Annotated in this window: 22 protein-coding genes; 12 read left to right on the forward strand and 10 right to left on the reverse strand. The window is 72.9% G+C overall.

The genetic code is table 11. The annotated features are described in order from the left end of the window. Positions 1-6 precede the first annotated feature (6 nt). Positions 7-1,536: a S8 family peptidase gene (locus ITX44_RS14240; protein WP_205357524.1), complete on the reverse strand. Its 1,530-nt coding sequence runs from the start codon at positions 1,534-1,536 to the stop codon at positions 7-9. A 405-nt stretch (positions 1,537-1,941) separates the two neighbouring features. On the opposite strand from ITX44_RS14240, the gene ITX44_RS40965 reads away from it, so the two are divergent. The 3 genes from ITX44_RS40965 to moaA all read left to right on the forward strand — a co-directional run bounded on the left by ITX44_RS40965 (position 1,942) and on the right by moaA (position 5,153). After that, positions 1,942-2,355 carry a DUF485 domain-containing protein gene (locus ITX44_RS40965; RefSeq protein WP_307795265.1) on the forward strand — a complete coding sequence of 138 codons (414 nt, stop codon included), beginning with the start codon at positions 1,942-1,944 and terminating at the stop codon, positions 2,353-2,355. Continuing rightward, entirely contained in the window at positions 2,352-3,974 is a 1,623-nt protein-coding gene (locus ITX44_RS14250; protein ID WP_205357526.1) for a monocarboxylic acid transporter, read from the forward strand. The genes ITX44_RS40965 and ITX44_RS14250 overlap by 4 nt, the downstream gene beginning before the upstream one ends. Before the next feature lie 180 nt (positions 3,975-4,154). After that, positions 4,155-5,153: a GTP 3',8-cyclase MoaA gene (gene moaA, locus ITX44_RS14255; protein ID WP_205357527.1), complete on the forward strand. Its 999-nt coding sequence runs from the start codon at positions 4,155-4,157 to the stop codon at positions 5,151-5,153. 23 nt (positions 5,154-5,176) lie between these two features. On the opposite strand, the gene ITX44_RS14260 is transcribed toward moaA, so the two are convergent. The 4 genes from ITX44_RS14260 to ITX44_RS14275 form a co-directional block, all read right to left on the reverse strand. Further along, complete coding sequence (locus tag ITX44_RS14260; protein WP_236060608.1) at positions 5,177-5,416, reverse strand: hypothetical protein; 240 nt, start codon at positions 5,414-5,416, stop codon at positions 5,177-5,179. Between the two features lie 209 nt (positions 5,417-5,625). Further along, positions 5,626-6,006: a DUF3099 domain-containing protein gene (locus tag ITX44_RS14265; protein WP_205357529.1), complete on the reverse strand. Its 381-nt coding sequence runs from the start codon at positions 6,004-6,006 to the stop codon at positions 5,626-5,628. A gap of 380 nt (positions 6,007-6,386) precedes the next feature. Further along, on the reverse strand, positions 6,387-7,775 hold the full coding sequence (locus ITX44_RS14270) for a metallopeptidase TldD-related protein (RefSeq protein WP_205357530.1): 1,389 nt from the start codon (positions 7,773-7,775) through the stop codon (positions 6,387-6,389). Beyond that, the gene (locus tag ITX44_RS14275) at positions 7,772-9,313 is read right to left on the reverse strand and encodes a TldD/PmbA family protein (protein ID WP_205357531.1); all 1,542 of its coding nucleotides are present in this window, start codon (positions 9,311-9,313) and stop codon (positions 7,772-7,774) included. Before ITX44_RS14275 ends, ITX44_RS14270 begins: the two co-directional genes overlap by 4 nt. A 261-nt stretch (positions 9,314-9,574) precedes the next feature. On the opposite strand from ITX44_RS14275, the gene ITX44_RS14280 reads away from it, so the two are divergent. From ITX44_RS14280 to ITX44_RS14300, 6 genes are all read left to right on the forward strand, one after another. Further along, the gene (locus ITX44_RS14280; RefSeq protein ID WP_205357532.1) at positions 9,575-10,486 is read left to right on the forward strand and encodes a lytic polysaccharide monooxygenase auxiliary activity family 9 protein; all 912 of its coding nucleotides are present in this window, start codon (positions 9,575-9,577) and stop codon (positions 10,484-10,486) included. Positions 10,487-10,608: 122 nt separating this feature from the next. Beyond that, positions 10,609-11,328 carry a 3-oxoacyl-[acyl-carrier-protein] reductase gene (fabG, locus tag ITX44_RS14285; protein ID WP_205357533.1) on the forward strand — a complete coding sequence of 240 codons (720 nt, stop codon included), beginning with the start codon at positions 10,609-10,611 and terminating at the stop codon, positions 11,326-11,328. Positions 11,329-11,333: 5 nt separating this feature from the next. After that, on the forward strand, positions 11,334-12,101 hold the full coding sequence (fabI, locus tag ITX44_RS14290) for an enoyl-ACP reductase FabI (RefSeq protein ID WP_205357534.1): 768 nt from the start codon (positions 11,334-11,336) through the stop codon (positions 12,099-12,101). Positions 12,102-12,186: 85 nt separating this feature from the next. Continuing rightward, the gene (locus tag ITX44_RS42155; RefSeq protein ID WP_265934213.1) at positions 12,187-12,309 is read left to right on the forward strand and encodes an SGM_5486 family transporter-associated protein; all 123 of its coding nucleotides are present in this window, start codon (positions 12,187-12,189) and stop codon (positions 12,307-12,309) included. A gap of 243 nt (positions 12,310-12,552) precedes the next feature. Further along, positions 12,553-12,855, forward strand: coding sequence for a hypothetical protein (locus ITX44_RS14295; protein ID WP_205357604.1), 303 nt, complete (start codon positions 12,553-12,555; stop codon positions 12,853-12,855). A 291-nt stretch (positions 12,856-13,146) separates the two neighbouring features. Then, positions 13,147-13,665: a SixA phosphatase family protein gene (locus ITX44_RS14300; RefSeq protein ID WP_205357535.1), complete on the forward strand. Its 519-nt coding sequence runs from the start codon at positions 13,147-13,149 to the stop codon at positions 13,663-13,665. Positions 13,666-13,741: 76 nt separating this feature from the next. Here ITX44_RS14300 and serB read toward each other — a convergent pair whose 3' ends face one another. Continuing rightward, complete coding sequence (gene serB / locus ITX44_RS14305) at positions 13,742-15,022, reverse strand: phosphoserine phosphatase SerB (protein WP_205357536.1); 1,281 nt, start codon at positions 15,020-15,022, stop codon at positions 13,742-13,744. A gap of 391 nt (positions 15,023-15,413) precedes the next feature. On the opposite strand from serB, the gene ITX44_RS14310 reads away from it, so the two are divergent. Beyond that, entirely contained in the window at positions 15,414-18,113 is a 2,700-nt protein-coding gene (locus tag ITX44_RS14310) for an FHA domain-containing protein (RefSeq protein WP_307795266.1), read from the forward strand. Between the two features lie 125 nt (positions 18,114-18,238). On the opposite strand, the gene ITX44_RS14315 is transcribed toward ITX44_RS14310, so the two are convergent. From ITX44_RS14315 to ITX44_RS14325, 3 genes are all read right to left on the reverse strand, one after another. Then, positions 18,239-18,859 (reverse strand): transglycosylase SLT domain-containing protein, encoded by a 621-nt coding sequence (locus tag ITX44_RS14315; protein WP_205357538.1) that lies wholly within the window; start codon positions 18,857-18,859, stop codon positions 18,239-18,241. Positions 18,860-19,224: 365 nt separating this feature from the next. Next, a complete protein-coding gene (locus ITX44_RS14320; protein ID WP_205357601.1) occupies positions 19,225-20,238 on the reverse strand; it encodes an S-adenosylmethionine:tRNA ribosyltransferase-isomerase in 1,014 nt (337 codons plus the stop codon). A gap of 524 nt (positions 20,239-20,762) precedes the next feature. Next, positions 20,763-21,494 carry an SDR family NAD(P)-dependent oxidoreductase gene (locus ITX44_RS14325; RefSeq protein ID WP_205357539.1) on the reverse strand — a complete coding sequence of 244 codons (732 nt, stop codon included), beginning with the start codon at positions 21,492-21,494 and terminating at the stop codon, positions 20,763-20,765. 193 nt (positions 21,495-21,687) lie between these two features. Here ITX44_RS14325 and ITX44_RS14330 point away from each other — a divergent pair, with 193 nt between their 5' ends. Together ITX44_RS14330 and ITX44_RS14335 are read left to right on the forward strand one after the other, a co-directional pair. Further along, positions 21,688-22,836: a GAF domain-containing sensor histidine kinase gene (locus ITX44_RS14330; protein ID WP_205357540.1), complete on the forward strand. Its 1,149-nt coding sequence runs from the start codon at positions 21,688-21,690 to the stop codon at positions 22,834-22,836. Further along, positions 22,829-23,524, forward strand: a complete 696-nt coding sequence (locus ITX44_RS14335; protein WP_372440909.1) for a response regulator — start codon at positions 22,829-22,831, stop codon at positions 23,522-23,524. Before ITX44_RS14330 ends, ITX44_RS14335 begins: the two co-directional genes overlap by 8 nt. A gap of 182 nt (positions 23,525-23,706) precedes the next feature. Here ITX44_RS14335 and ITX44_RS14340 read toward each other — a convergent pair whose 3' ends face one another. Continuing rightward, positions 23,707-24,498, reverse strand: coding sequence for an Rv1486c family protein (locus ITX44_RS14340; RefSeq protein WP_205357541.1), 792 nt, complete (start codon positions 24,496-24,498; stop codon positions 23,707-23,709). Positions 24,499-24,503 lie beyond the last annotated feature (5 nt).

Raw genomic sequence — 24,503 nt, forward strand, 5'->3', positions numbered from 1 at the left:
CGGTGCTCAGCGGGTGACCGCGTTCAGCGCGTCCACGATGCCGGCCCCGTAGAAGCTGTTCCAGCGCTGCGGGCCGGTGCAGGTGGCGTCCTGCACCCCGTTGCCGTCCGGGTCGTACAGCCCGGTCGGGCAGCCCGGGTTGTGCGCCTCGGCCTTGAGCAGTGCCTGGATCGCGGCCGGCGAGGCGTGCGGGTGGCGGCTCTTGATCAGCGCGGCCACCGCCACCACGTGCGGGGTCGCCATCGAGGTGCCCTGGAGGAAGCCGTACTGCCCGCCGGGCAGCGTGGACAGGATCCGGCCGTTCGCGGACGGGGTGTTCGGGATCTGGTACTTGTCGCCGCCGGGCGCCGCCACGTCGATCACGCCGAGCCCGTAGCTGGAGTAGTACGACTTCAGGTCCTGCACACCGGTCGCGGCGACCGTGACCACGCCCGGCAACTGCGCCGGGATGTCCAGGCAGGTGTGCGGGTCCACGGTCCGGGTGACCGCGGTGGAGTCGTCCGGGCTGGAGGCGTCGGTCAGCGCGTGCGCGGCCAGGTCGTCACCGGCGTTGCCCGCCGCCGCGACATTGAGCACGCCCTTGCGCTCGGAGTACGCCGCCGCGCGCTGCACCGCGTCCACGATCGCCCGCTGGTCGGGGTCGTCCAGGCAGTTGTAGAACCAGGGGTCGATGTAATAGCTGTTGTTGGTCACCGCGATGCCGTGGTCGGCGGCGAACACAAAGGCGCACACCACGCTTTCGGGGTAGAACAGCGCGGTGCCCGGCTCGCTCACCTTGATCGCGGCGATCCGCACGCCCGGCGCCACCCCGGCCACGCCGACGCCGTTGCGCGCGGCGGCTATCTCACCGGCCACGTGGGTGCCGTGGTAGTCCACCGCCGGGTCCCAGGGCCGCCAGGCGCCCGGTGAGGTGTCCGGCACGCCGCCGACGCAGTCCGCCGACTGGCCGGCGGAGAAGTTCGCGGCCAGGTCCGGGTGGGTGTCGTCCACGCCGGTGTCGATGATGCCGACCGTCACCGAGCGGCTGCCGGGGTTCACCGCGGCGGCCTTGTCGGCGCGGATCGCCCGCAGGTCCCACTGGTCGGCCTCCAGCGGCTCCTGGCCGGGCGCGGCCGTCGCCGTCAACTTGGCGACCTGGGCCGCGGTCAGCTTCTCCGGCGCGCCCACCTCGTCGGTGGCCGTCGCCGACAGCGCGGCGGTCCGGGTGGCGCCCGCGCTCTGCACGCCGGGCACCCGCCGGAGCGTGGCGGCGAAGTCCGGGTTCGCCGAGTGCACCACGATCACGCCGATCCGGTCGTAGGCGATCACCACCTGGCCGCCGGCGCCGGCTATCGCCTGCTCGACGTGCCGCAGCGTGCCGGCGCCGCTCGCGGTGTTGACGACGTACGACAGCAACGGCCCGTCGGCGCGCGGCGCGGCGGCCTGCGTCGTACGGGCCGAGGCGGTACTGGGCAGGGCGGCCAGCACGGCCGCGAGGGTCAGGCCGGCGGTGGCGGCCAGGGCGCGCCTGCCGGGCGGGCGCGGGAGCCGAACCATGGGGTCTCCGTTCGTCCGGTGGGGGCCCGCCCGGCGGCACGCTGCGCCGCTGGACGGGTGCATGACGACGGAACCTAGCCCGGAAGCCGGGCACGCAGCAGGAGTTCGGGCAACCTCGCCCGGAAATGCCCGCGGCAAGGCGGCGGTTCGGCCACCGGACCGGCAACCGCGGCGCGCGGTGTCGCCCGGACTCGGCGAACGGCCATGGCGTCAACCACCCGTGACGGGGTGTCACTTTTCGACCACCGCGCACTGGTGCACCTCTTGCCAGCCCTTTACCATGCGGGATCAGGTCGATGTGACGCACATCACGTTGACCCGCAGAGTTCCCGTCACCGCTGCGCTCGCCGCAGCGAGGCGCCCCTCACCACGCCCCACGCGTGGCAGCCCCCCACAGGAGGTCCCGTGGAACCACCGGTCACGCCGGGCCGGCAGCCCGATCCGGCCGTCTACTCCGAGGTGGAGTCGAGCGAGGAGTTCCGCGAACTGCGGCGCTCCTACCGGATGTTCGCCTTCCCGGTCGCCGTCGCCTTCCTCGCCTGGTACCTGCTGTACGTCCTGCTGTCCAGCTTCGCGGACGGCCTGATGTCCACCAAGGCCGTCGGCCACCTCAACGTGGCGTTCTTCCTCGGCATCGCCCAGTTCGTCACCACCTTCCTGATCGCCTGGTGGTACGCCCGGTTCGCCGGTGCCCGGCTGGACCCGCGCGCCGAACGCCTCAAGGCCGTCGTCGAGAACGGCGGCCGTCCGGCGGCCGTTCCCGGTCCGGCCGCCGCCCCGACCACCGCCACCGACGCCACGCCCGAGGAGACCGTATGAGCGCGCAGGCCCTCACCCTGGCCGCGGGCGCGAGCGACCACCGCCCGCTGATCATCACCCTCTTCTCGGTGTTCGTGGCCGTGACGCTCGGCATCACGGTGTGGGCCGGGCGCCGCACCAAGGACGCCACCGACTTCTACGCCGGCGGCCGCTCCTTCACCGGGTTGCAGAACGGCCTGGCCATCTCCGGCGACTACATGTCCGCCGCGTCGTTCCTGGGCATCGCCGGCTCCATCGCGCTGGCCGGCTACGACGGCTTCCTGTACTCGATCGGCTTCCTGGTCGCCTGGTTGGTCGCGCTGCTGCTGGTGGCCGAACCGCTGCGCAACTCCGGCCGGTTCACCATGGCGGACATGCTGGCGTACCGGCTGCGGCAGCGCCCGGTGCGCACCGCGGCGGGCACCTCCACCATCGTGGTGTCGATCTTCTACCTGCTGGCCCAGATGGTCGGCGCCGGCGCCCTGGTGTCCCTGCTGCTCGGGGTGCACGGCGACGGCCCCAAGCGGCTGATCGTCGCCCTGGTCGGCGTCGTGATGGTGCTCTACGTGACCATCGGCGGCATGAAGGGCACGACCTGGGTGCAGATCGTCAAGGCGGTGCTGCTGATCCTGGGCACCCTGCTGATCACGATCCTGGTGATGGACAAGTTCCACTGGAACCCCTCCAGCCTGCTGGGCGCCGCCGCCGACCGCAGCGGCAAGGGCTCGGCCTTCCTGGAGCCCGGGCTGAAATACGGGGTGGACACCACATCCAAGATCAACTTCATTTCGCTGGCCCTGGCGCTGGTGTTCGGCACCGCCGGACTGCCGCACGTCCTGGTCCGCTTCTACACCGTGCCCACCGCCAAGGTCGCCCGGAAGTCGGTGAACTGGGCGATCGGCATCATCGGCGCCTTCTACCTGATGACCCTCGCCCTCGGCTTCGGCGCGGCGGCGCTGGTCGGCCACGACGCCATCGTGGCCAGCGACAAGGCGGGCAACACGGCGGCGCCGCTGCTCGCCGAGAACGTCGGCGGCGGCGCGGGCACCACCGGCGGGGCCATCCTGCTCGCGGTCATCTCGGCGGTCGCCTTCGCCACCATCCTCGCCGTGGTCGCCGGCCTGACCCTGGCCTCGTCGGCGTCCTTCGCGCACGACCTGTGGGCCAACGTCATCCGGCGCGGCAAGGTGACCGAGAAGAACGAGGTGGCCACCGCGAAGATCGCCGCCGTGGTGATCGGCGCGGTCGCCATCGTGCTGGGCATGTACGCAACCAAGCTCAACGCCGCGGCCCTGGTGGCTCTGGCCTTCGCCGTGGCCGCCTCGGCGAACCTGCCGACGATCCTGTTCAGCCTGTACTGGAAACGTTTCACCACGGCCGGCGCGGTCTGGTCGATCTACGGCGGGCTGGTCTCCTCGGTGGTGCTGGTGATCTTCTCGCCGGTGGTCTCCGGGGCGGACGACGCGCTGTTCTCCGGCAGCGACTTCCACTGGTTCCCGCTCACCAACCCGGGCATCGTCTCCATCCCGCTGGCCTTCGCCCTCGGCTGGCTGGGCACGATGCTCTCCCGCGAGCAGCCGGACGCCGCCAAGTACCAGGAACTGGAGGTGCGGGCGCTCACCGGGGCGGGGGCGCACTGAGGCGTCTCGCGCCGCCCGGTCGGTTCCACCCGGTTTGTCGGCGCGGCGGATCCCTCGCGTACGCTGCGGCGGCGCGTCGAGATCCGCCGCGCTGCGGGCGGTGTCCGTGCGGGGTCTTACCGTTGAGGGACGGCGGGAGTCGCACAAGGCGCTCCCGGTTGCCCCGAGGGAGGCCGCGGCATGACGTCCGCGCTCGTCGACACCTACGGCCGGGTCGCCACCGACCTGCGGGTCTCCCTGACCGACCGGTGCAATCTGCGCTGCTCCTACTGCATGCCCGAGGAGGGACTGCAGTGGCTGGCGCGGCCCGACCTGCTCACCGACGACGAGATCGTGCGGATGGTACGGATCGCGGTCACCGACCTCGGCGTCAGGGACGTCCGCTTCACCGGCGGCGAACCGCTGCTGCGGCCCGGCCTGGCCGGCATCCTCGCGCGCTGCGCCGAACTGGAGCCGCGCCCGAAGCTGTCGCTCACCACCAACGGCATCGGCCTGCGCCGTACCGCCGACGCCCTGCGGGAGGCCGGCCTGGACCGGGTCAACGTCTCCCTGGACACCCTGCGGCCCGACGTCTTCCGCACCCTGACCCGCCGCGATCGGCACCACGACGTCCTCGACGGACTGGCCGCCGCCCGCGCCGCCGGGCTCGCCCCGGTCAAGGTCAACGCCGTGCTGATGCGCGGCGTCAACGACGACGAGGCGCCCGACCTGCTCGGCTGGGCGCTGGAGCACGACTACGAACTGCGGTTCATCGAGCAGATGCCGCTGGACGCCCAGCACGGCTGGCAGCGCGAGGGCATGGTCACCGCCGAGGAGATCCTGGCCGGCCTGCGCACCCGGTTCGACCTGACCCCCGAGGCCGACGGCGCCCGCGGCTCGGCGCCCGCCGAACGCTGGCTGGTGGACGGCGGCCCGGCCCGGGTCGGGGTGATCGCCTCGGTGACCCGGCCGTTCTGCCGGGCCTGCGACCGCACCCGGCTGACCGCCGACGGCCAGGTGCGCAACTGCCTGTTCGCCCGCGAGGAGTCGGACCTGCGCGGCGCGTTGCGCTCCGGCGCCTCCGACGCGCGGATCGCCGAGCTGTGGCGGGCGGCGATGTGGGGAAAGAAGGCCGGTTCCGGTCTGGACGACCCGACCTTCCTCCAGCCCCAGCGGCCGATGTCGGCCATCGGCGGCTGAGCGGGTCGCTCACCCCGGGTCGCTCACCCTTCCGCGGCCGACCGCTCCCACTGCTCCAGCGTCACCACGTCCTTGAGGAAGCCGCGCACCGCGAGGAACTGCGACAGGTGCTCGCGGTGCTCCTCGCACGCCAGCCAGGTCTTGCGCCGCTCGGGAGTGTGCAGCGTGGGATTGTTCCAGGCCAGGACCCACACCGCGGGGGTCCGGCAGCCCTTGGCCGAGCACACCGGGGCTTCGTTCACTGCGTTGGTCGTGTCGCTCACAAGCCCAGTAAACATGGCGACGCCGGGCAGCCACGGGGGGAGCCGCCCGGCGTCGGTTCATCGCTCCGACGGGGGATGCGGAGCGCCTACGAAGTATGTCACGTGCCCTGCCCGCCGTGGAGTGGATACCCCGTATTGATCTGAGCTTTTCTTGAGGTTCCCGCGGCGTGCTTTCACTGGTCCAGACCAGTGTACGGGACGGGCCGCGGTCAGCCCGGTTCGCCGCTGTTCACCGGCGGTCGCAGCTCCTCCTCGGCCGACGGTCCGGCGGCCGGTTCCGCCGCGGACTCCGCTTCGCCCGCCTCCAGCTCCGGCCCGGCCGGCGGGTGATAAGGCGCGGGAGGCGTGGGCGGGCTCTCCCGGCCGGCGTTGGCGATGACCACCGCGAGATAGGGGATCACCATCCCCAGCGCGAGCGTCACCCACGCGAGCGGGCGCTCCACGTTCCACAGCACCACAGTGAGGATCACCGAGACGGTGCGGATCGACATCGAGATCATGTACCGCCGCTGTCGGCCGCGGACGTCCTCGGTGAGGCCGGTCCGCGCACCGGTGATCCTGAAGACCCCCGGGTCGCTCTGCTTCCGCATACCGTTCCACCGTCCGCTTCGACTGGCCGGACGTGCTGATCACAGGTCACAGCGTCCCGTTCCGGCACAGTCACCACGTTACGCCGCGTGGCACCCGCCGAGCAGAGCGGGGGCGCGCCAATCTGCCCGGTGCCCCCGGGCGTGTGCGGGACCGCTGCGCCGTACGGCGGACGCCCGTCTGCGGCGTACGGCGCAGAGCGGCATCCGCCTGAACCGGGCGACGGCCCGCACCGAGCGCGCGTCCGGCCGGCCCGGACCTGTTGGACCACCTCGACCGGCATGGCCCGGGCGGTCCTCGCCTGTGGCCGGCCCGGCGGAGCCGGGCGGCGGCCGGCAGGCGGGGAACCGGCCCTCCCGGACACCCGGCGGGACGCCCCCGCTCAGACGCCCTGGCTCACCGAACTCATGTTGAAGTCCGGGATCCGCAGCGCCGGGGCGGCGGCGCGGGTGAACCAGTCGCTCCACTCGCGCGGCAGCGTCCGCTCGGTACGGCCGGCCTCGGTGGCCCGGCCCAGCAGGTCCACCGGCGACTCGTTGAACCGGAAGTTGTTCACCACACCGGTCACCTCGCCGCCCTCCACCAGATACACCCCGTCGCGGGTCAGGCCGGTCAGCAGCAGCGTGGCCGGATCCACCTCGCGGATGTACCACAGGCAGGTCAGCAGCAGCCCGCGCTCGGTGCCGGCCACCATGTCCGCCAGCGAGCGGTCCGAGCCGCCGTCCAGGATCAGGTTGTCGCCGGCCGGCGCCACCGGCAGCCCGGTCAGCTTCGCGCTGTGCCGGGTGGTGACCAGCCGGTTCAGGGTGCCCTCGCGGATCCACTCCACCGGCTCCACCGGCAGCCCGTTGTCGAACACCGAGGAGTCGTCGCCCGAGGCGTGCGCGATCACGAACGGCGCCGCCTCCAGGCCCGGCGCCCCCGGGTCGCTGCGCAGCGTCAGCGGGAGCGCGGAGAGCTTCTCGCCCACCCGGGTGCCGCCGCCCTGCTTGGCGAAGACGGTCCGGCCCTCGGCCGCGTCCCGGGCGCCGGAGGACCACACCTGGTAGATCAGCAGGTCGGCGACCGCGGTCGGCGGCAGCAGCGTCTCGTACCGCCCCGCGGGCAGGTCCACCCGGCGCTCGGCCCAGGCCAGCCGCTGGGCCAGGTCCGCGTCCATCGCCAACGGGTCCACGTCGGTGAAGTCCCGGGTGGCCGCGCCCGCCCACGCCGACTTCGCGTGGTCCGGGGACTTGGCGTTGACCTCCAGGGTGCCGGTCGGCTGGTCGTGCCGCAGCCGCACCCCGGTCGAGGTGCCGAGGTAGGTGGAGGTCACCGAGTGGAAGGCGAACCCGTACAGCTCCCGGCCGCCGGCCCGGGCGGCGCCGAACGCCTCGCCGAGCGCGGGCGCGAACCGCCCGAACACCTGCGGGCCGGTCTCGGCCGGCGGCTCGGTGAAACCGGCCGCCGCCTTGTCCCCGGCCACCAGCGGCTGGGCGTCCTCGGCCGGCCCGGACTCGCGGGCCGCGGCCTCCGCGGCCCGCACCAGCGGCTCCAGTTCGTCCGCGGTCACCGCCGACCGCGAGACCACGCCGGAGGCGGTGCCCTGGGCGCCGTCCACCGTGGCGATCACCGTGAGCGTACGGCCGCGGGTGACGCCGTTGGTGGTCAGCGCGTTGCCCGCCCAGCGCAGGTTGGCGCTGGACCGCTCGTCCGCGATCACCACACAGCCGTCCGCCCGGGACAGCTCCAGGGCCCGTTCGACGATCTCGTGCGGCTTGGTGGTGGTCATCGTCCGGCCTCCTGCGTGGTGTTGAGAATGCTGACGCCCCGGAAGAGCGCGGACGGGCAGCCGTGACTGACCGCCGCGACCTGCCCGGGCTGCGCCTTGCCGCAGTTGAACGCGCCGCCCAGCACGTAGGTCTGCGGCCCGCCCACCGCCTCCATCGACCCCCAGAAGTCGGTGGTCGTGGCCTGGTACGCCACGTCCTTGAGCTGCCCGGCCAGCCGCCCGTTCTCGATCCGGAAGAAGCGCTGCGCGGTGAACTGGAAGTTGTACCGCTGCATGTCGATCGACCAGGAGCGGTCGCCGACCACGTAGATGCCGTGCTCCACGCCGGCGATCAGCTCCTCGGTGGAGGGGCCGTCCGGGGCGGGCCGGAGGGAGACGTTGGCCATGCGCTGGACCGGCACGTTCCCCGGGGAGTCGGCATAGGCGCAGCCGTTGGAGCGCTCGAAGCCGGTCAGCTTCGCGATGCGGCGGTCGAGTTGGTAGCCGACCAGCACGCCGTCCTTGACCAGGTCCCAGGACTGGCCCGCCACGCCCTCGTCGTCGAAGCCGACGGTGGACAGGCCGTGTTCGGCGGTGCGGTCACCGGTGACGTTCATCAGCGGCGAGCCGTACTTCAGGGTGCCCAGCTTGTCGAAGGTGGCGAAGGAGGTGCCCGCGTACGCCGCCTCGTACCCCAGCGCGCGGTCCAGTTCGGTGGCGTGGCCGATCGACTCGTGGATGGTCAGCCACAGGTTCGACGGGTCCACCACCAGGTCGTACCGCCCCGCCTCGACCGAGGGGGCGCGCAGCTTCTCGGCGAGCAGCTCCGGCATCGCGGCCAGCTCCGCGTCCCAGTCCCAGCCGGTGCCGGTCAGGTACTCGAAGCCGCGGCCCACCGGCGGTGCCAGGGTGCGCATCGACTCGAAGCCGCCGGTCTCCGGGTCCACGGTCACCGCGGTGAGCTGCGGATGCAGCCGCACCCGCTGCTGGGTGGTGACCGTGCCGGCGGTGTCCGCGTAGAACTTGTTCTCCTGCACGGTGAGCAGGAAGGCGTCCGCGTGCGAGACGCCGTCGGCAGCCAGCAGCCGGTTGCTCCACTCCGCGAGCAGCGCGGTCTTGTCGGCGTCCGGCACGTCGAAGGGATTGACCTCGTACGCCGACACCCACACCTGGTCGGCGTGCACCGGCTCCGGCGCCAGCTCCACCCTGCTCCGGCCGTCGTCGCCGGCACCCCCGTCGGCGGCCGCCACCACCCGCGCGGACAGCTTGGCCATCTCCACCGCCTGGGCCGCGACCCGCGCCGCCGCGTCCATCGTCAGATCCACCCCGGAGGCGAATCCCCAGGCCCCGCCGTGCACCACCCGGACCGCGAAACCCAGGTCCGTGGTGTCCGAACTGCCCGCCGGGCGCGCGTCGCGCAGCCGCCAGGCGGCACTGCGCACCCGCTCCAGGCGGAAGTCGGCGTGCTCCGCGCCCAGCGCACGGGCACGGGCCAGCGCCGCGTCGGCGAGCGCCCGCAGGGGCAACGCCAGGAATGACTGATCGACCTCTTGAGGCACGACGAACTTCCCTTCGCTGTCTGTGTCGGCAGTGAATCACGTCCCGCCACACCCCTGCCGGGACATTCGCCCGTGCCTGTGGACAACCGAGGGGACCGCTCTGCGACCGGCCGCCGCACGGCCCGAGCACCTGCCCGACACCAGTCCGCGCGCGACCTCTTGGCCTGGTCCAGACCAATCTCTATATTCGAGGGGCCGCCCTCTTGTCCGCGACGCGCCGCCCACGGCGCGCCACCCCACGCACGACAAGGAGCCCACCGCATGTCACTGCGCACCAAGGCCGTAGCGGCCGGCGCGGTGACGGCAGCAGCCGTCACCATCGGCGCCCTGACCCCGGTCACCGCCAGCGCCCACGGCGCCCTCAGCTCCCCGGTCAGCCGGATCATGGGCTGCTACGCCGAGGGCCCGGAACACCCGGTCTCCCAGGTCTGCAAGGACCTCGTCGCCGACAGCGGCACCCAGCCGCTCTACGACTGGAACGAGGTCAACATCGCCAACGCCAACGGCCAGAGCCGCACGATCATCCCCGACGGCCACCTGTGCTCGGCGGACCGCGACAAGTACCGCGCGCTGGACTGGGCCCGCACCGACTGGCCCGCCACCCCGGTCGCCGCGGGCCAGTTCAACGTCTCCTTCCGGGTCACCGCCCCGCACAAGGGCGTCATGACCCTCTACATCACCAAGGACGGCTACGACCCGACCAAGCCGCTGAAGTGGTCCGACCTGGCCGACACCCCCATCGCCACCTACACCACCGCCGCCTCGGCATCCAGCGGTTACTACAACTTCACCGCCACCCTGCCCGCCCGCACCGGCCGCCAGCTCATCTACCAGGTCTGGCAGCGCACCGACAGCCCCGAGGCGTTCTACGGCTGCGCCGACGTGGTCTACGGCGTCAGCGGCGCCGCCGCCAAGGCCGCAGCCCCCAAGGCGGCCACCGACGCCCAGATCGCCGCGGGTGAGGCGAAATCCACGGTCAGCCACCACGGCCACGGCGGCGACACCGCGGTCACCGCCACCGGCCGCACCCTGGACGCCGGCCCCGTGGCCGCCGCCCGCCCGGCGAGCGGCACCCTGGAGACGGCGCTGTCCGGCAGCGCCGTCCTGGCCACCGGCGCGGTCGGGCTGCTCTTCTGGAGCCGCCGCCGGGCCGCCGTCCGCAGCAAGGGCTGAGCCATTCGACTGTAGGAATCCCACAGCACCTTCGGGAACAGCCTGTCGGGGCCGATTCCCCGGAAATGTGCCTGGACCGATAAGTTCTCAACGAGAGACCCACCTAGCGAAAGGGTGATCCGTTGAGCCGCTCGGTTCTCGTCACCGGAGGAAACCGGGGCATCGGCCTCGCCATCGCCCAGGCTTTCGCCGACGCCGGCGACAAGGTCGCCATCACCTACCGGTCCGGTGAACCGCCGAAGGAGCTGGTGGCCCAGGGGGTCCTGGCCGTGCGCTGCGACATCACCGACCCGGAGCAGGTGGAGCAGGCGTACAAGGAGATCGAGTCGACGCACGGCAATGTCGAGGTCCTCATCGCCAACGCCGGGATCACCCGCGACCAGCTCCTGATGCGGATGACCGAGGAGGACTTCTCGGTCGTCCTCGACACCAACCTCACCGGTACCTTCCGCGTGGTCAAGCGTGCCAACCGCGGCATGCTGCGGGCCAAGAAGGGCCGGGTCGTGCTCATTTCCTCGGCCGTGGGCCTGCTGGGCGCGCCCGGCCAGGCCAACTACGCCGCCTCCAAGGCCGGCCTGGTCGGCTTCGCCCGCTCGCTCGCCCGTGAGCTGGGCTCCCGCAACATCACGTTCAACGTCGTCGCGCCGGGCCTGGTCGACACCGACATGGCCCGGCAGCTCAGCGACGAGCAGCGGACGGCCATCGTCACCAACGTGCCGCTGGCCCGGCTCGCTCAGCCGGAGGAGATCGCCGCGGCGGTCCGCTTCCTCGCCTCCGACGACGCCTCGTACATCACCGGAGCCGTCATCCCCGTTGACGGCGGATTGGGCATGGGTCACTGATCACCATGAGCGGAATCCTCGAAGGCAAGCGCGTCCTGATCACCGGCGTGCTGATGGAGTCCTCGATCGCCTACCACACCGCCCGGCTCGCCCAGGAACAGGGCGCGCAGATCATCCTGACCGCCTTCCCGCGACCGACCCTGACCGAGCGGATCGCCAAGAAGCTCCCGAAGCCGGCCAAGGTGGTCGAGCTCGACGTCACCAACGCCGAGCACCTGGCCGGCCTGGCGGACGTCGTCCGCGAGGAGCTCGGCGGCCTGGACGGCGTGGTCCACTCCATCGGCTTCGCCCCCCAGGACGCCCTGGGCGGCAACTTCCTCAACACCCCCTTCGAGTCCGTGGCGACCGCCATGCACGTCTCCGCGTACTCCCTGAAGGCGCTCACCATGGCGTGCCTGCCGCTGATGGACCAGGGCGGCTCGGTCGTCGGCCTCACCTTCGACGCGCAGTACGCCTGGCCGCAGTACGACTGGATGGGCCCGGCCAAGGCCGCGCTGGAGGCCACCTCCCGCTACCTCGCCCGCGACCTGGGCAAGCAGAACGTGCGCTGCAACCTGATCTCGGCCGGCCCGATCGGCTCCATGGCCGCCAAGTCCATTCCCGGCTTCACCGAGCTGGCCAAGGTCTGGGACAGCCGTTCCCCGCTGGAGTGGGACGTCGCCGACCCCGAGCCGGCCGGCCGCGGCGTCGTGGCGCTGCTGTCCGACTGGTTCCCCAAGACCACCGGCGAGATCGTCCACGTCGACGGCGGTCTGCACGCCATCGGGGCGTGAGCCCGCGGTCCGCCGTCCGGGCGGACCGGGACGAAACGGGACCCCTGTGCCGGGCCGTCCGCGGCCCGGTGCCACACTGGGCGCCATGCCCGTACTCGAACCGAACCCCCCGCAGCCGCACCGGCGGCTGCTGATCGTCTTCGGCCTGATGATGGGGGTGCCCGCGATCGTCGCGGTCGTCGCCATTATTGCCGCCCGGATGGGCTGACCGGCCGCCCGTACCCGAACGGCCACCCGCCGGTCGCCCGTCCGAACCCACCGTCGCCGCACCCGACGATCCCGACCCCGAGCCCGGGGGTGGGGACAACCCCACCATCCCTAGGGGGTCAGGGTCAGGGTCGGATGGGTGGACGGCCGGATGGGACCGCCCGCCCCGCCCCCGTAGCGTCGAAGTGCACTCGGCCACCAGGTCCGAGGGGCACTTCGACGGTTCTTCCCGGAGGCGGTCACCGTGACCACGCAAGTCCCGCACCTGTACGCCCGGCGGGCCCGCTCCGCCGCGTCCCCGGCCCTGCGCGGCGCCGGACCCGAGCGGACCGGCGGCGGGGCCGGAGCGTCAGCGGGCCCCGGCGGCGGGCCGGGAGCGCAGACCCGGCTGCCCTGGTGGGCCCTGGCGCTGCCCGCGCTCGCCTTCGCCGTCCTGCTCGCCCTCTTCACCGGCGGCGGCGCCGACGCCTCGACAGCGGCCTCCTCCGGCGACTGGCTGAGCCACGCAGCCATGCTGCTGTCCGGCATGCTCCATCACGTACTGTGACGGCCAGGGCGCCCCGACCGCCGGCCCCGGCGCTACGGCGGCCCCTGCCGGCCGTCCCGCGCCCATGACAGCGGTCCCGCGGGTCACGCCCCGCCGCGCTCCCTCAGCCGTCCGTACGACCGGACGCGATCGGCTCTCCCGCCCCGGCCGACCGGGCGCCGCCACGGGCGGTGAGCGCCCCCCGACCCGCGGTCAGCGACCGCTTCCCGGTGTGACCCGCGTCATGCCCCCGGACCGCCCGGCAGCGGCCATCCCGCGCCTGACCGCAGGTTTTCTGGAAAGCTGAGGGGCATGACTGCCGATGCACCCCGCACCCTCGTCCTGCTCCGGCACGCCAAGGCCGACTGGCCCGAAGTCCCCGACCACGAACGGCCGCTGGCCGACCGCGGGCGACAGGACGCCGCCGCCGTCGGCCGCCGCCTCGTCCAGGACGGGGTCACCGCGGACCTCGTCCTGTGCTCCACCGCCACCCGCACCCGAGAGACCTGGAAGCTCGCCGTCCACGAACTGCCGCACCGGCCCCGGACGGTGTACGAGGAGCGGCTGTACGACGCCACGCTCGGTGACCTGCTGGCGCTCGTCGGCGAGACCTCCGACGAGGTCGGCTCGCTGCTGCTGGTCGGCCACAACCCCGGCATCCACGCGCTGGCCGACGCCATGGCCGGCACCGCGGACGGCGACACCATGACCCGGATGAACCGGGGCTTCCCCACCGCGGCCTTCGCGGTGCTGACCTTTTCCGGCTCCTGGAAGCGCGCGGAGCACGGCGTGGGCCGGCTGGCGTCGTTCTGGGTGCCGCACGAGAAGTAGCCGCAATGGGCGCGGGCCGTCCCGGCCCGCGCCCATGGTGTCGTATGTGTGCTTGTCGTACGTGCCGACGCCGGGGCTAGTCCGTCACGGGGGTCCCGTCGAGCGCGTCGGCCGCCTCGATCTCCTCGCGGGTGATGCCCAGCAGGTACAGCACCGTGTCGAGGAAGGGCACGTTGACGGCGGTGTCGGCCGCCTGGCGGACCACCGGCTTGGCGTTGAAGGCGACGCCGAGGCCGGCGGCGTTGAGCATGTCCAGGTCGTTGGCGCCGTCGCCGATGGCCACCGTCTGGCTCAGCGGCACCCCGGCCTGCTCGGCGAACCGCCGCAGGTGGCGGGCCTTGCCCGCCCGGTCCACCACCGGCCCGGTGACCTTCCCGGTGAACTTCCCGTCGGCCACCTCCAGGGTGTTGGCCGCGGCGAAGTCCAGCCCGAGCCGTTCCTGGAGGTCGTCGGTGACCTGGGTGAAGCCGCCGGAGACGATCCCCACCTGGTAGCCGAGCCGCTTGAGGGTACGGATCAGGGTCCGCGCCCCCGGGGTCAGCCGCACCTCCGCCCGTACCTTGTCGGTCACGGACGCGTCCAGGCCCGCCAGCAGCGCCACCCGGGCCCGCAGCGACTGCTCGAAGTCCAGCTCGCCGCGCATGGCGGCGGCCGTGATCGCTGCGACCTCGTCCTCGCACCCCGCGTGGGCCGCGAAGAGCTCGATCACCTCGTCCTGGATCATGGTGGAGTCGACGTCCATCACGACCAGCCGCTGCGCCCGGCGCTGCAGCCCGGCCGGCATCACCGCGATGTCCACCCCGTGCGCGCCCGCGGCCACGGCGAGCGCCGAGCGCAGCACCGACGGCTCGGCGCCGGACACCGCGAACTCCACCGCCGTCACCGGATACTTCGCCAGCCGGAAGATCCGGTCGATGTTGCCACCCGCCCGGGTGATCAGCGCCGTTATGGCCGCCGTCGACTCCGCGGTCAGCGGGCTGCCCAGCACCGTCACGTGGGAGCGGCCCTCGCCGCGCCGCCGGTTGTCGCCCCGGCCGGAGATGATCTCGGCCTCCATCCGCGACGCCTCGGCCCAGGTGTGCACCGTCGCCCGCAGCTCGCCCTCGGCGCCGCGCGTCGCAGGCATCGTGACCAGGGCGCACAGCACCATCCGGCCCCGCGTGACCACCTGCTCGATGTCCACCACGTCCACGTCGTAGGCGGCGAGCGTCTCGAAGAGTCCGGCGGTGATCCCGGGTCTGTCCTTGCCGAAGATCTTGACCAGAAGGGTGGGCGCGTCCTCCGCGGGGTCCGGGGGAGCGGGTACGGCCGGCCGGGTCCCGTGCTGCGGAGCGGCTGCAGCGTTTTCAGCGTCCATGGTGCTTCCACGCTATCCGGCCGCGGACGCGCCCGCTCCTCCGTCCCGCTCTGCGGACAGCCTCGCCGCCCGTCACCGTAGGCGCCGGCCCGTAGGTCAGCACAACGCCCGGCACCCGATTGCTCACCCCGGCGGGTGATCCTCGCCGGCGCTGGGCGCACCCATGGCGTCCGCATGTACCCGCGTCCATGGTGCCCGGGCACACCCGCACCCATTGCGCGGGGACACATCCGCGTCCATTGCGACGCCCGGGACGGGACCCGTACAAAGCCGTGTCAGAGGACGGTTTTCTGTTACGAGTCCGGGGCCTGCAATAGTTCCTCCCGATGTTCGCAATCCCTAGACTCCCCTCAAGGGGGACTAACCGGGGGAACAACCATTGGGGCATGGGGTGCCTGAACTCGTACTCGAATTGAACGGTCGTACCTGGGCGTTGGACGCGTCCAGGTCCTACAGCCTGGGGCGCGACCCGCAGGCGGACGTGGTTCTCGACGACGCCAGGGTGTCCTGGCGGCACGCCACCGTCCGCCGTGGCGAACGCACTTGGGTCCTGGAGGATCTCGGCAGCACCAACGGCACCTATGTACAGGGCCACAGAGTCCAGCAGACCGAACTCGGCCCCGGCGCCGTCGTACACCTGGGCAACGCCACGGACGGCCCCCGGCTGACCTTCGGCGGCGGGCAGCCCGCGGCCGCCGGCGCCGTCCACAGTGCCGCGGCGCCCGCGCAGGCCCAGGTACAAGCCCAGGCACAGCCCCAGCAGTACCACCAGCCGGCGCAGCCGCAGTTCCAGCCCCCCCAGCAGCAGCCGGCCCAGGCGCCGCCGCAGCACATATCCCAGCCGCCGATGTACGCGGCCCCGGCCGCGCAGCCCGTCGCCCAGGCCGCCGCCGCGCCCGCGCAGCCCGTCGCCCAACCGCAGGGCTGGGGCGCCCCGGCCGCGCCGCCGCAGCAGCAGGCCCCGTACCAGCAGATGCCGCAGGCCCAGCCGTACGCGCAGCCGCCGCAGGGCGGTGCCGGTCAGTCGCAGCAGCCGCCCGCCGCGCAGAGCACGCCGGCCGGCCAGCAGCCCCGCGGCGCCGACCGCAACCCGACGACCTTCCACCAGATCGCCCTCGGCCGGGTGATGCGCATCGGCCGCGCGCTGGAGAACGAACTGGTCGTCTCCGACCTCCAGGTCTCCCGTTACCACGCGGAATTCCACGCGCTCCCCGACGGCCGGTACGAAATCGTCGACCTGGGCAGCCACAACGGCACCTACGTCAACGGCCAGCCGATTCAGCGCCACTTGCTGGGCGCGGGCGACATCGTCGGCGTCGGCCACTCCACCTTCCGGCTGGTCGGCGACCGGCTGGAGGAATTCGTCGACACCGGCGACGTGTCCTTCTCCGCGCGCCGCCTTTCGGTCACGGTCCCGCACGGCAAGACCACCAAGACGATCCTGAAGGACGTCTCCTTCGGGGTGCCGGAGAAATCACTGATCGGCGTGATCGGCCCCTCCGGTTCCGGCAAGTCCACCCTGCTGCGCGCGCTGACCGGCTACCGGCCCGCCGACCAGGGCGAGGTGCTGTACGACAACCGCAACCTCTACAAGCAGTTCGCCGAGCTGCGCCAGCGCATCGGCCTGGTCCCGCAGGACGACATCCTGCACAAGGAGCTCCACGTCAGGACCGCGCTGCGGTACGCGGCCAAGCTCCGCTTCCCGGGCGACACCGCGGCCGCCGAGCGCGAGGCGCGGATCAACGAGGTGCTGCGCGAGCTCAAGCTCGACATCCACGCCGACAAGCGGATCACCTCCCTGTCCGGCGGCCAGCGCAAGCGCGTCTCGGTCGCCCTGGAACTGCTCACCAAGCCGTCGCTGATCTTCCTGGACGAGCCCACCTCCGGCCTCGACCCGGGCATGGACCGCGACGTGATGAAGCTGCTGCGCGGCCTGGCCGACGACGGGCGCACCGTCCTGGTCGTCACCCATTCCGTCGCCGAACTCGCGCTGTGCGACAAACTGCTGGTCATGGCGCCCGGCGGGTCGGTGGCCTACTTCGGCCCGCCCGACGAGGCGCTGGCCTTCTTCGGCTACGAGTCCTGGGCCGACGTCTTCTCCGCCTTCGAGAACTACCGCGACTACGACTGGTCGGGGCGCTGGCGCGGCTCGCAGCACTACCAGATGTACGCCGCCGAACTCGACGCCGCCGCCCCGCAGCAGGCCCACTGGATCCCGCAGCAGGCGGCCCGCCCGCCCAAGCCGCAGGGCTGGGGCGCCCAGCTGTTCACGCTGATCCGCCGCTACCTGTCGGTGATCATCTCCGACCGCGGCTTCATCGGCCTGATGCTGATCCTGCCGGCCGTCCTCGGCACGGTCAGCACGCTCGTCCCGGCCCCCAGCGGCGTCGGCTACGGCCCGGTCAAGTTCCACCTGCAGAACAAGGACGCCGGCACGATCCTGCTCATCCTCGCGGTGGGCGCGTGCTTCGCCGGCGCGGCCAACTCGGTACGCGAGCTGATCAAGGAACGGGTGATCTACGAACGCGAGCGCGCGGTCGGCCTGTCCCGCTCGGCGTACCTGATGTCGAAGGTCATCGTGCTCGGCCTGATCACCGCCCTGCAGGGCGCCATCATCAGCGCCATCGGCTTCGCCCCGCGCAAGCTCCCCACCGAGGGCGTGATCCTGCACCAGCACCCCGCTGTGGAGATGGCGCTGGTGATCATGGCGCTCGGCTTCACCGCCATGATGTTCGGCCTGATCATCTCCGCACTGGTGAAGACCGCGGAGAAGACCATGCCGCTGCTGGTGATGTTCGCCATCGTGCAGATCGTCTTCACCGGGGTGCTGTTCCAGCTCTTCGCCAAGCCCGGCATCGAGCAGGTCGCCTGGCTGATGCCCTCGCGCTGGGCGGTGGCCGCCCTCGGCGCCACGGCCGACCTGAACGTGCTGCTGCCCTGGGACCCCAAGAGCAGCGGCGACCCGCTGTGGAAGCACACCGCGGCCGCCTGGACCACCGACATGGTCGTCCTGCTGCTGCTCGGCGTGCTGTGCGGCTTCGTCGTCGCCCGGCTGCTGCGCCGGCACGAGCCGGAGGTCATGCGCAAGTAAAGCCGGTAAACAGTTGACGGAACACGAAAAGGGCGGTGGGACCGAAGTCCCACCGCCCTTTCGCGTCACGAGATGCACCACTGCTCGATACGGTGCCCGATACGGTCCCCGATCGGGCCGGCCGATCAGTAGGCCGAGTAGACGTTGTCCATCGAGCCGTACTTCGCGGCGGCGTAGTTGCACGCGGCGGTGATGTTGGCGACCGGGTCGTAGATGTTCCACGAGGTGCCCGCGACGTGGTAGGCGCGGAAGGTCGGGTCGATCACCTGGAGCAGACCCTTGGAGGGGACACCGTTCTTGGCGTTGATGTCCCACAGGTTGATCGCCTGCGGGTTGCCGCTCGACTCCCGGATGATGTTCCGGTAAATGCCGTTGTAGCTCGCCGGAATGTGGTGGGCGTGCAGGATGTCCAGCGACTGCTTGATCCAGCCGTCCAGGTTGTTCGTGTACGTCTTGGCGGCCGCCGGCTGCGCGACGAGCGCGGACTGCGGGACGGAGGTCGCGCTCGCGGCCTCGGCCTGCTTGTTCGCGTCGGCCTTCGGGGCGGCGGCGGGCGCCTGCTGCGCCGCCGTGCTCGCCGTGGAGACCGTGTGCCCAGTGGGGTCGCTCGCGGCGACCGCTGTCCCACTGGTCGCCTGGAGACCGGTGACCGTCAGAACCACTCCGGCCGCGGCGGCGGCTCCAGCCGCCGTGATCTTGCGCTTCTTGGACAGTTGGCCGATCTTCGGGATCGTGGGGAGCTGCATGGATTGAACACCTTCCGTTTGCGGACTCGTGAATTGTTAAAGGGTCCGAAAACGGGGGTCAATCAATGCCTCTACGAGTCGAATTCGTAGGAGGGTGGGTAATGAATGAGGCCTTCCGGTGCGTCACGGGCCGTTTGTGGCGGGTACGGTCCGACTAGGTTGATTAGTATGTGACGCACGTCCTGTCGGTGACCTCACAAGGGGGCACCCCCTCGATCGCGGAAGGTGATCGAGGGGGTGCTTCATGTGACGCGATTTCGGGGGCGAAATCCCGGGTGAACCCGGCCGGGAACTCCCGGGAACACCGCTGGGGAACACTGCCCCGGATCAGGCCGGTGACACCGGCCGGAATACCGTGACGCCCGTCACGGCAGCAGCAGATTCACGTCGCCGAATTCGTGCCAGCGGTATCCGTGCCGCAATGCCTGGTCGTACACCCGGGCCACCAGCCGGTCGCCGCCGATCGCCCGCAGCATCAGCAGGTGCGAGGCCTCCGGCTCGTGCAGCCCGGTGAGCAGGCCGTCCACCACCCGCACGCCGCGCTCCGGGGTCACCACCAGCTCCGTCCAGCCGCGCGCCGGGCGCACCACCCCGTGCGGGTCGGCCGCCGACTCCAGGGCACGTACCGCAGTGGTGCCCACCGCCACCACCCGGCCGCCGGCCGCGCGGGCCGCGTTCACCTGCCAGGCCGTCCCGGCCGGCACCTCGAAGCGCTCCGCGTACGGCGGCTCGTGTGCCTCCGCCGAGGCCACCCCGGTGTGCAGCAGGATCGGCGCGACCTGCACCCCGCGGCAGACCAGCTCCGTCACCAGCGCCGCGGTGAACGGCCGGCCCGCGCTCGGCATCTCCGCCGACCCCAGCCCGTCGGCCGCGGGCCGGGCGAACACCGTGCGGTACGCGGTGAGCGGCTGGTCGCGCTCGGTGTACGCGTACCGGATCGGCCGCCCGTACCGCGCCAGGTGCGCCACCACGTCGGCCACCGACGGCCTGGCCACCCACAGCCGGTCGCCGCGCGGGTCCAGCGGCTCCTCCAGCACCAGCCGGGCACCCCCGGCCAGCTCCAGTACGGCGCCCGCCGGGCCGCCCGGCCGCCGGACCGTGGTGCCGTGCCCGTCCGGCGTACGCACCTCCACCACCCAGCGGCCGTCGTCGTGGCAGGTGGAGAAGTGCACCACCACCGCCTCGCCCGCCGCCCGGGCGTCCACCGCGGCCGGCAGCGTGGGGGAGGTGTTCACCACCAGCACGTCACCGGGCCGCAGCAGCCGGGGCAGCTCGCGGAAGCGGTGGTGCCCGGTCCCGCCGGTGGCCCGATGGCCGACCAGCAGCCGCACCGCGTCCCGCCGCGCCGCCGGCACCCGGGCCAGCAGCTCCGCCGGCACCCGCACCTCCGCGAGCGCGCGGACCGCCTCCGCCGTATCCCGCTCGTCGTCGGCCGGTGGCTCGGTGCCCGTCGCCCGGCGCGTGCCCGGCGCTCGGTCCACGTGCACCGCCTCGTCCGTATCCCGTTCCTCGTCGGTCGGCGGCTTGGTGCCCGTCGCCCGGTGCGTTCCCGGCGCTCGGTCCGTGCGGACCGCCTCCTGCGTACCCTGCTCGTCGTCGGCCGGTGGCTCGGTGGCCGTCGCCCGGTGCGTCGCGGTCGCCCGGTCCGCGTGCACCGCCTCCTGCGTACCCTGCTCCTCGTCGGCCGGTGGCTCGGTGCCCGTCGCCCGGCGCGTGCCCGGCGCTCGGTCCGTGCGGACCGCCTCCGCCGTATCCCGCTCGTCGTCGGCCGGCGATTCCGTGCCCGTCGCCCGGCGCGTGTCCCGCGCCCGGTCCGCCTCCTGCGTACCCAGCCCCTCGTCCGCCGGCGGCTCCGGGCCCGCGGCACGGCCCTCCTTCCGTATCCGGTCCGCACGCACCGCGGTCATCGCGCCCCCGTCCCCAGCAGCTCTGCCGCCAGGTAGCGCCCGGAGGCCGCCCGCTCGTCCAGCAGCCGCAGGAAGCCGGGCACCACCGACTCCGGCGGCAATCGGTCGGCGAAGTCCGGATCGTCCGGCACCGCCGCCGCGTACAGCTCGGTACGCAGGTCACCGGGGTCCACCCACCACACCCGCACGGAAGGCTCCTCCTCGGCGAGCACCGCCGACAGCAGCTCCAGCGCGGCCTTGCCGGCGCCGTACCCTCCCCACGTGGGGTACGCCGCCACCGCCGCGTCCGAGCTGACGTTGAGCACCGCGCCGTGCGCGGACCGCAGCGCCGGCAGGGCCTCCTGGACCAGCGCCAGCGGGGCCGTCACATTGGTCTCCAGCGCCAGCCGCAGCCCGGCCGGCGGGAGCTGCGCCAGCGGCACCAGCGGCTCGGCGCCCAGGGCGCTGGCGTTGTTCACCAGCAGGTCCACCCCGCCGAGCGCCATTGCGGCGGCCACCAGCTCCGCCCGGTGCCCGGCGTCCGTCACGTCGCCCGGGATGCCCCGCGTACGCGGTACGCGCCCCGGGCCCGCGGCGTCCCCGGTGTCGGCCTCGATCCGCGCCACCGCCGCCGCCAGCGCCCGCGCGTCCCGTCCGTCCAGCACCAGGTCCCAGCCGCGCCCGGCCAGGCCCGCGGCCAGCGCCCGGCCCAGTCCCCGCGACGCCCCCGTCACGATCGCCACCGGCATGATCCCGCTCCTTCGCGCAACCGATCCGGTCCGTCACCGGATCACCGGCCCCACCGTAGGAACGGCCCCGCGCGCCCCGCCTCGGCCGCCCGCCGCACCGCACCGGGGCACTTCGGACTAGGGCGCAGGTCCCAGGACGGCCCGTACCAGCGGCGCATACGGAACGTCACCCGCCGCCGGTACGGTGGGAAACATGTCCAGCAGGCCGCCCCGGGGCGGAATCGAAGCGGTCAGCGCCGCGGTCCTGGCGATGAGCCGCCAGCTGGAGGTGCGCGAGGTCCTGCAGACCATCGTCGCCTCCGCCCGCGAGCTGCTGGGCGCCGAGTACGCCGCGCTGGGCGTGCCCGACGACCACGGCGGCTTCGCCCAGTTCGTGGTGGACGGGGTCAGCGACGAGCAGTGGCGGGCCATCGGGCCGCTGCCCCGGCAGCACGGCGTGCTCGCCGCCATGCTCCACGAGGGCACCCCGCAGCGCCTGGCCGACGTGCGCACCTTCGACAGCTTCGCCGGCTGGCCGCGCGCCCACCCGGTGATGACCGACTTCATCGGCATGCCGATCACGGACGACGAGGAGATCCTCGGCGCCCTGTTCCTGGCCAACAAGCAGTGCGTGAAGGACCCCGGCGTCTGCGGCTTCAGCCAGGAGGACGAGGACCTGCTCGGGCTGCTCGCCGACCACGCCGCGATAGCCCTGACCAACGCCCGGCTCTATGAGCGCAGCCGCGAGCTCACGCTGGCCGGAGAGCGGGCCCGCATCGCGCACGAGCTGCACGACGCCGTCTCGCAGAAGCTGTTCTCACTGCGGCTGACCGCCCGGGCCGCGGCCGCCCTGGTCGACACCGACCCCGCCCGCGCCAAGGACGAGATCCGGCAGGTCGCCGCGCTGGCCGCCGAGGCCGCCGACGAACTGCGGGCCGTGGTCGTCGAGCTGCGGCCGGCCGCCCTGGACGAGGACGGGCTGGTCGCCACCCTGCGCACCCAGGCGAACGTGCTCGACCGGGTGCACTCCGCGAGCGTGACCTTCCGCGCCAGCCAGGTACGGGCGCTGCCCTCCGCCCAGGAGGAGGCGCTGCTGCGGGTCGCCCAGGAGGCCATGCACAACGCGCTGCGGCACGCGGAGGCGGGCACCGTCGGCGTCACCCTGGAGGGCCGCGGCAAGGGCGCGCGCCTGCGGGTCAGCGACGACGGCCGCGGCTTCGACCCCACCGCCGTCCGCCGGGCCGGCCGCCACCTGGGCCTGGTCTCCATGCGGGACCGGGCCGGCGGCGTCGGCGGCAGCCTGACCGTGCAGTCGGCGCCCGGCAAGGGCACCGTCGTGGAGATGGAGGTGCCCGGTGGCTGACGCCACGCGCGGTGCGGACCGTAACGGAAGCAGAGCGGCCGACGACCCGGAGCGGGCCATCCGCGTCCTGCTCGTCGACGACCACCAGGTGGTCCGCCGCGGCCTGCGCACCTTTCTGGAGGTGCAGGGCGACATCGAGGTCGTCGGCGAGGCCGGCGACGGCGACGAGGGCGTGGCCCGCGCCGAGGAGCTGCGGCCCGACGTCATCCTGATGGACGTCAAGATGCCCGGCACCGACGGCATCGAGGCGCTGCGGATGCTGCGCGCGGCCGGCAACCCCGCGCGCGTCCTCATCGTGACCAGTTTCACCGAGCAGCGCACCGTCGTCCCCGCCCTGCGCGCCGGCGCCGCCGGATACGTCTACAAGGACGTCGACCCCGTCGCCCTCGCCGACGCCATCCGCTCCGTCCACGCCGGCCACGTCCTCCTCCAGCCCGAGGTCGCCGAAGCGCTCCTCACCGAGGACAACCCCGCCCCCGCCCACGGCCGTGGCTCCACCCTCACCGACCGCGAACGCGAAGTCCTCGCCCTCATCGCCGACGGCCGCTCCAACCGCGAAATCGCCCGCGCGCTCGTCCTCTCCGAGAAGACGGTCAAGACGCACGTCTCCAACATCCTGATGAAGCTCGACCTCTCCGACCGCACCCAGGCCGCCCTCTGGGCGGTACGCACGGGTATCCACAGCTGAGCCCTCCGGGCGGGTTCGCCCGGAAAACCCAGGGGCGCGAGGAACTGCGCGACCAGCCCTATTCCGTGGCGCGGGTCGTCACCGGCCCGAAGGGGCAGTTGCTGTCGTGTCCGGACCACCGGCCGGTGGCCGGTTGCTCGCGCAGTTCCCCGCGCCCCTATGTACTCCCGGCGAACCCCGACTCAACCCCTTCGGCGCTCCGCCTCCTCGACGTACGCGTTGTACGCGGCCACCTGCGCCCGCCGGGCAGTCCTCTCGACGGGCCTGAGCAGCGCGGACCTCGCGGCGATCTGCGAGGCGGTGATCGCCGCCCCGTGACCGTCACCGGCGATCTCGACCAGGGCGGCCACCCGCTGGGCCAGCTCCAGGACCCGCACGGCCCGGGGCGGGTAGCCGGGCGCGAGGACTTCCCGTCCGCGCGCCGCACGGGCGCGGTACGCCTCGAGCGCCGCCTGGGCGGCCGGGCCCGCGCCGGCCACGTCGAGCTGCGCCAGCGCGTCCGTGGCGTCCCGCAGGGCCTCCGCGAGCTCCCGCTCGGCCTCGCCCAGCGACGGGACGTCGGCCGGCGGCGCGTCCCGTACCGGCAGGCACTGCCACTCCACCTCCACGTGCACGTCGCCCGCCGGACCCGCCTCCCGTACGTCCGGCACCAGGCCCAGCGCCACGCCGCCCACGGCGACCGCGGCCTGCCCGGCCGTGAGCGCCCGGTCGTTGAACTCGGGGGGTCCCGACAGGCCCAGCGGATGCCCCGCGACCGGCAGCGCGAGCCGCAGCCCGGTCACCCCCAGGGCCCGCAGTCGGCCGAGCGCCAGCGTCAGCCCCACCGGTCCGTGGTCCTCCCCGGGCAGCCCGGCCACCCGGTGCACCGCGTCGTTCCCGGTGATCCGCGTGGCCACGTCGTCCGGGGACACAAGTCCGGCAAGCAGGGCATTTCCCCAGGCGACCAGCCGCCCTGAGCGAGGTTCATCAAGCATGCCCC

Origin of the sequence: Actinacidiphila acididurans (genome assembly GCF_016918855.1) — a bacterium.
GTDB classification, from domain to species: domain Bacteria; phylum Actinomycetota; class Actinomycetes; order Streptomycetales; family Streptomycetaceae; genus Actinacidiphila; species Actinacidiphila acididurans.

What these genes read in the sequence shown, in the direction of transcription:
- ITX44_RS14240 (WP_205357524.1), bottom strand. Translation starts at nt 1,536, where the DNA reads ATGGTTCGGCTCCCGCGCCCGCCCGGCAGGCGCGCCCTGGCCGCCACC.
- ITX44_RS14250 (WP_205357526.1), top strand. Translation starts at nt 2,352, where the DNA reads ATGAGCGCGCAGGCCCTCACCCTGGCCGCGGGCGCGAGCGACCACCGC.
- moaA (WP_205357527.1), top strand. Translation starts at nt 4,155, where the DNA reads ATGACGTCCGCGCTCGTCGACACCTACGGCCGGGTCGCCACCGACCTG.
- ITX44_RS14265 (WP_205357529.1), bottom strand. Translation starts at nt 6,006, where the DNA reads ATGCGGAAGCAGAGCGACCCGGGGGTCTTCAGGATCACCGGTGCGCGG.
- ITX44_RS14270 (WP_205357530.1), bottom strand. Translation starts at nt 7,775, where the DNA reads ATGACCACCACCAAGCCGCACGAGATCGTCGAACGGGCCCTGGAGCTG.
- ITX44_RS14280 (WP_205357532.1), top strand. Translation starts at nt 9,575, where the DNA reads ATGTCACTGCGCACCAAGGCCGTAGCGGCCGGCGCGGTGACGGCAGCA.
- fabI (WP_205357534.1), top strand. Translation starts at nt 11,334, where the DNA reads ATGAGCGGAATCCTCGAAGGCAAGCGCGTCCTGATCACCGGCGTGCTG.
- ITX44_RS42155 (WP_265934213.1), top strand. Translation starts at nt 12,187, where the DNA reads ATGCCCGTACTCGAACCGAACCCCCCGCAGCCGCACCGGCGGCTGCTG.
- ITX44_RS14300 (WP_205357535.1), top strand. Translation starts at nt 13,147, where the DNA reads ATGACTGCCGATGCACCCCGCACCCTCGTCCTGCTCCGGCACGCCAAG.
- serB (WP_205357536.1), bottom strand. Translation starts at nt 15,022, where the DNA reads ATGGACGCTGAAAACGCTGCAGCCGCTCCGCAGCACGGGACCCGGCCG.
- ITX44_RS14315 (WP_205357538.1), bottom strand. Translation starts at nt 18,859, where the DNA reads ATGCAGCTCCCCACGATCCCGAAGATCGGCCAACTGTCCAAGAAGCGC.
- ITX44_RS14325 (WP_205357539.1), bottom strand. Translation starts at nt 21,494, where the DNA reads ATGCCGGTGGCGATCGTGACGGGGGCGTCGCGGGGACTGGGCCGGGCG.
- ITX44_RS14330 (WP_205357540.1), top strand. Translation starts at nt 21,688, where the DNA reads ATGTCCAGCAGGCCGCCCCGGGGCGGAATCGAAGCGGTCAGCGCCGCG.
- ITX44_RS14340 (WP_205357541.1), bottom strand. Translation starts at nt 24,498, where the DNA reads ATGCTTGATGAACCTCGCTCAGGGCGGCTGGTCGCCTGGGGAAATGCC.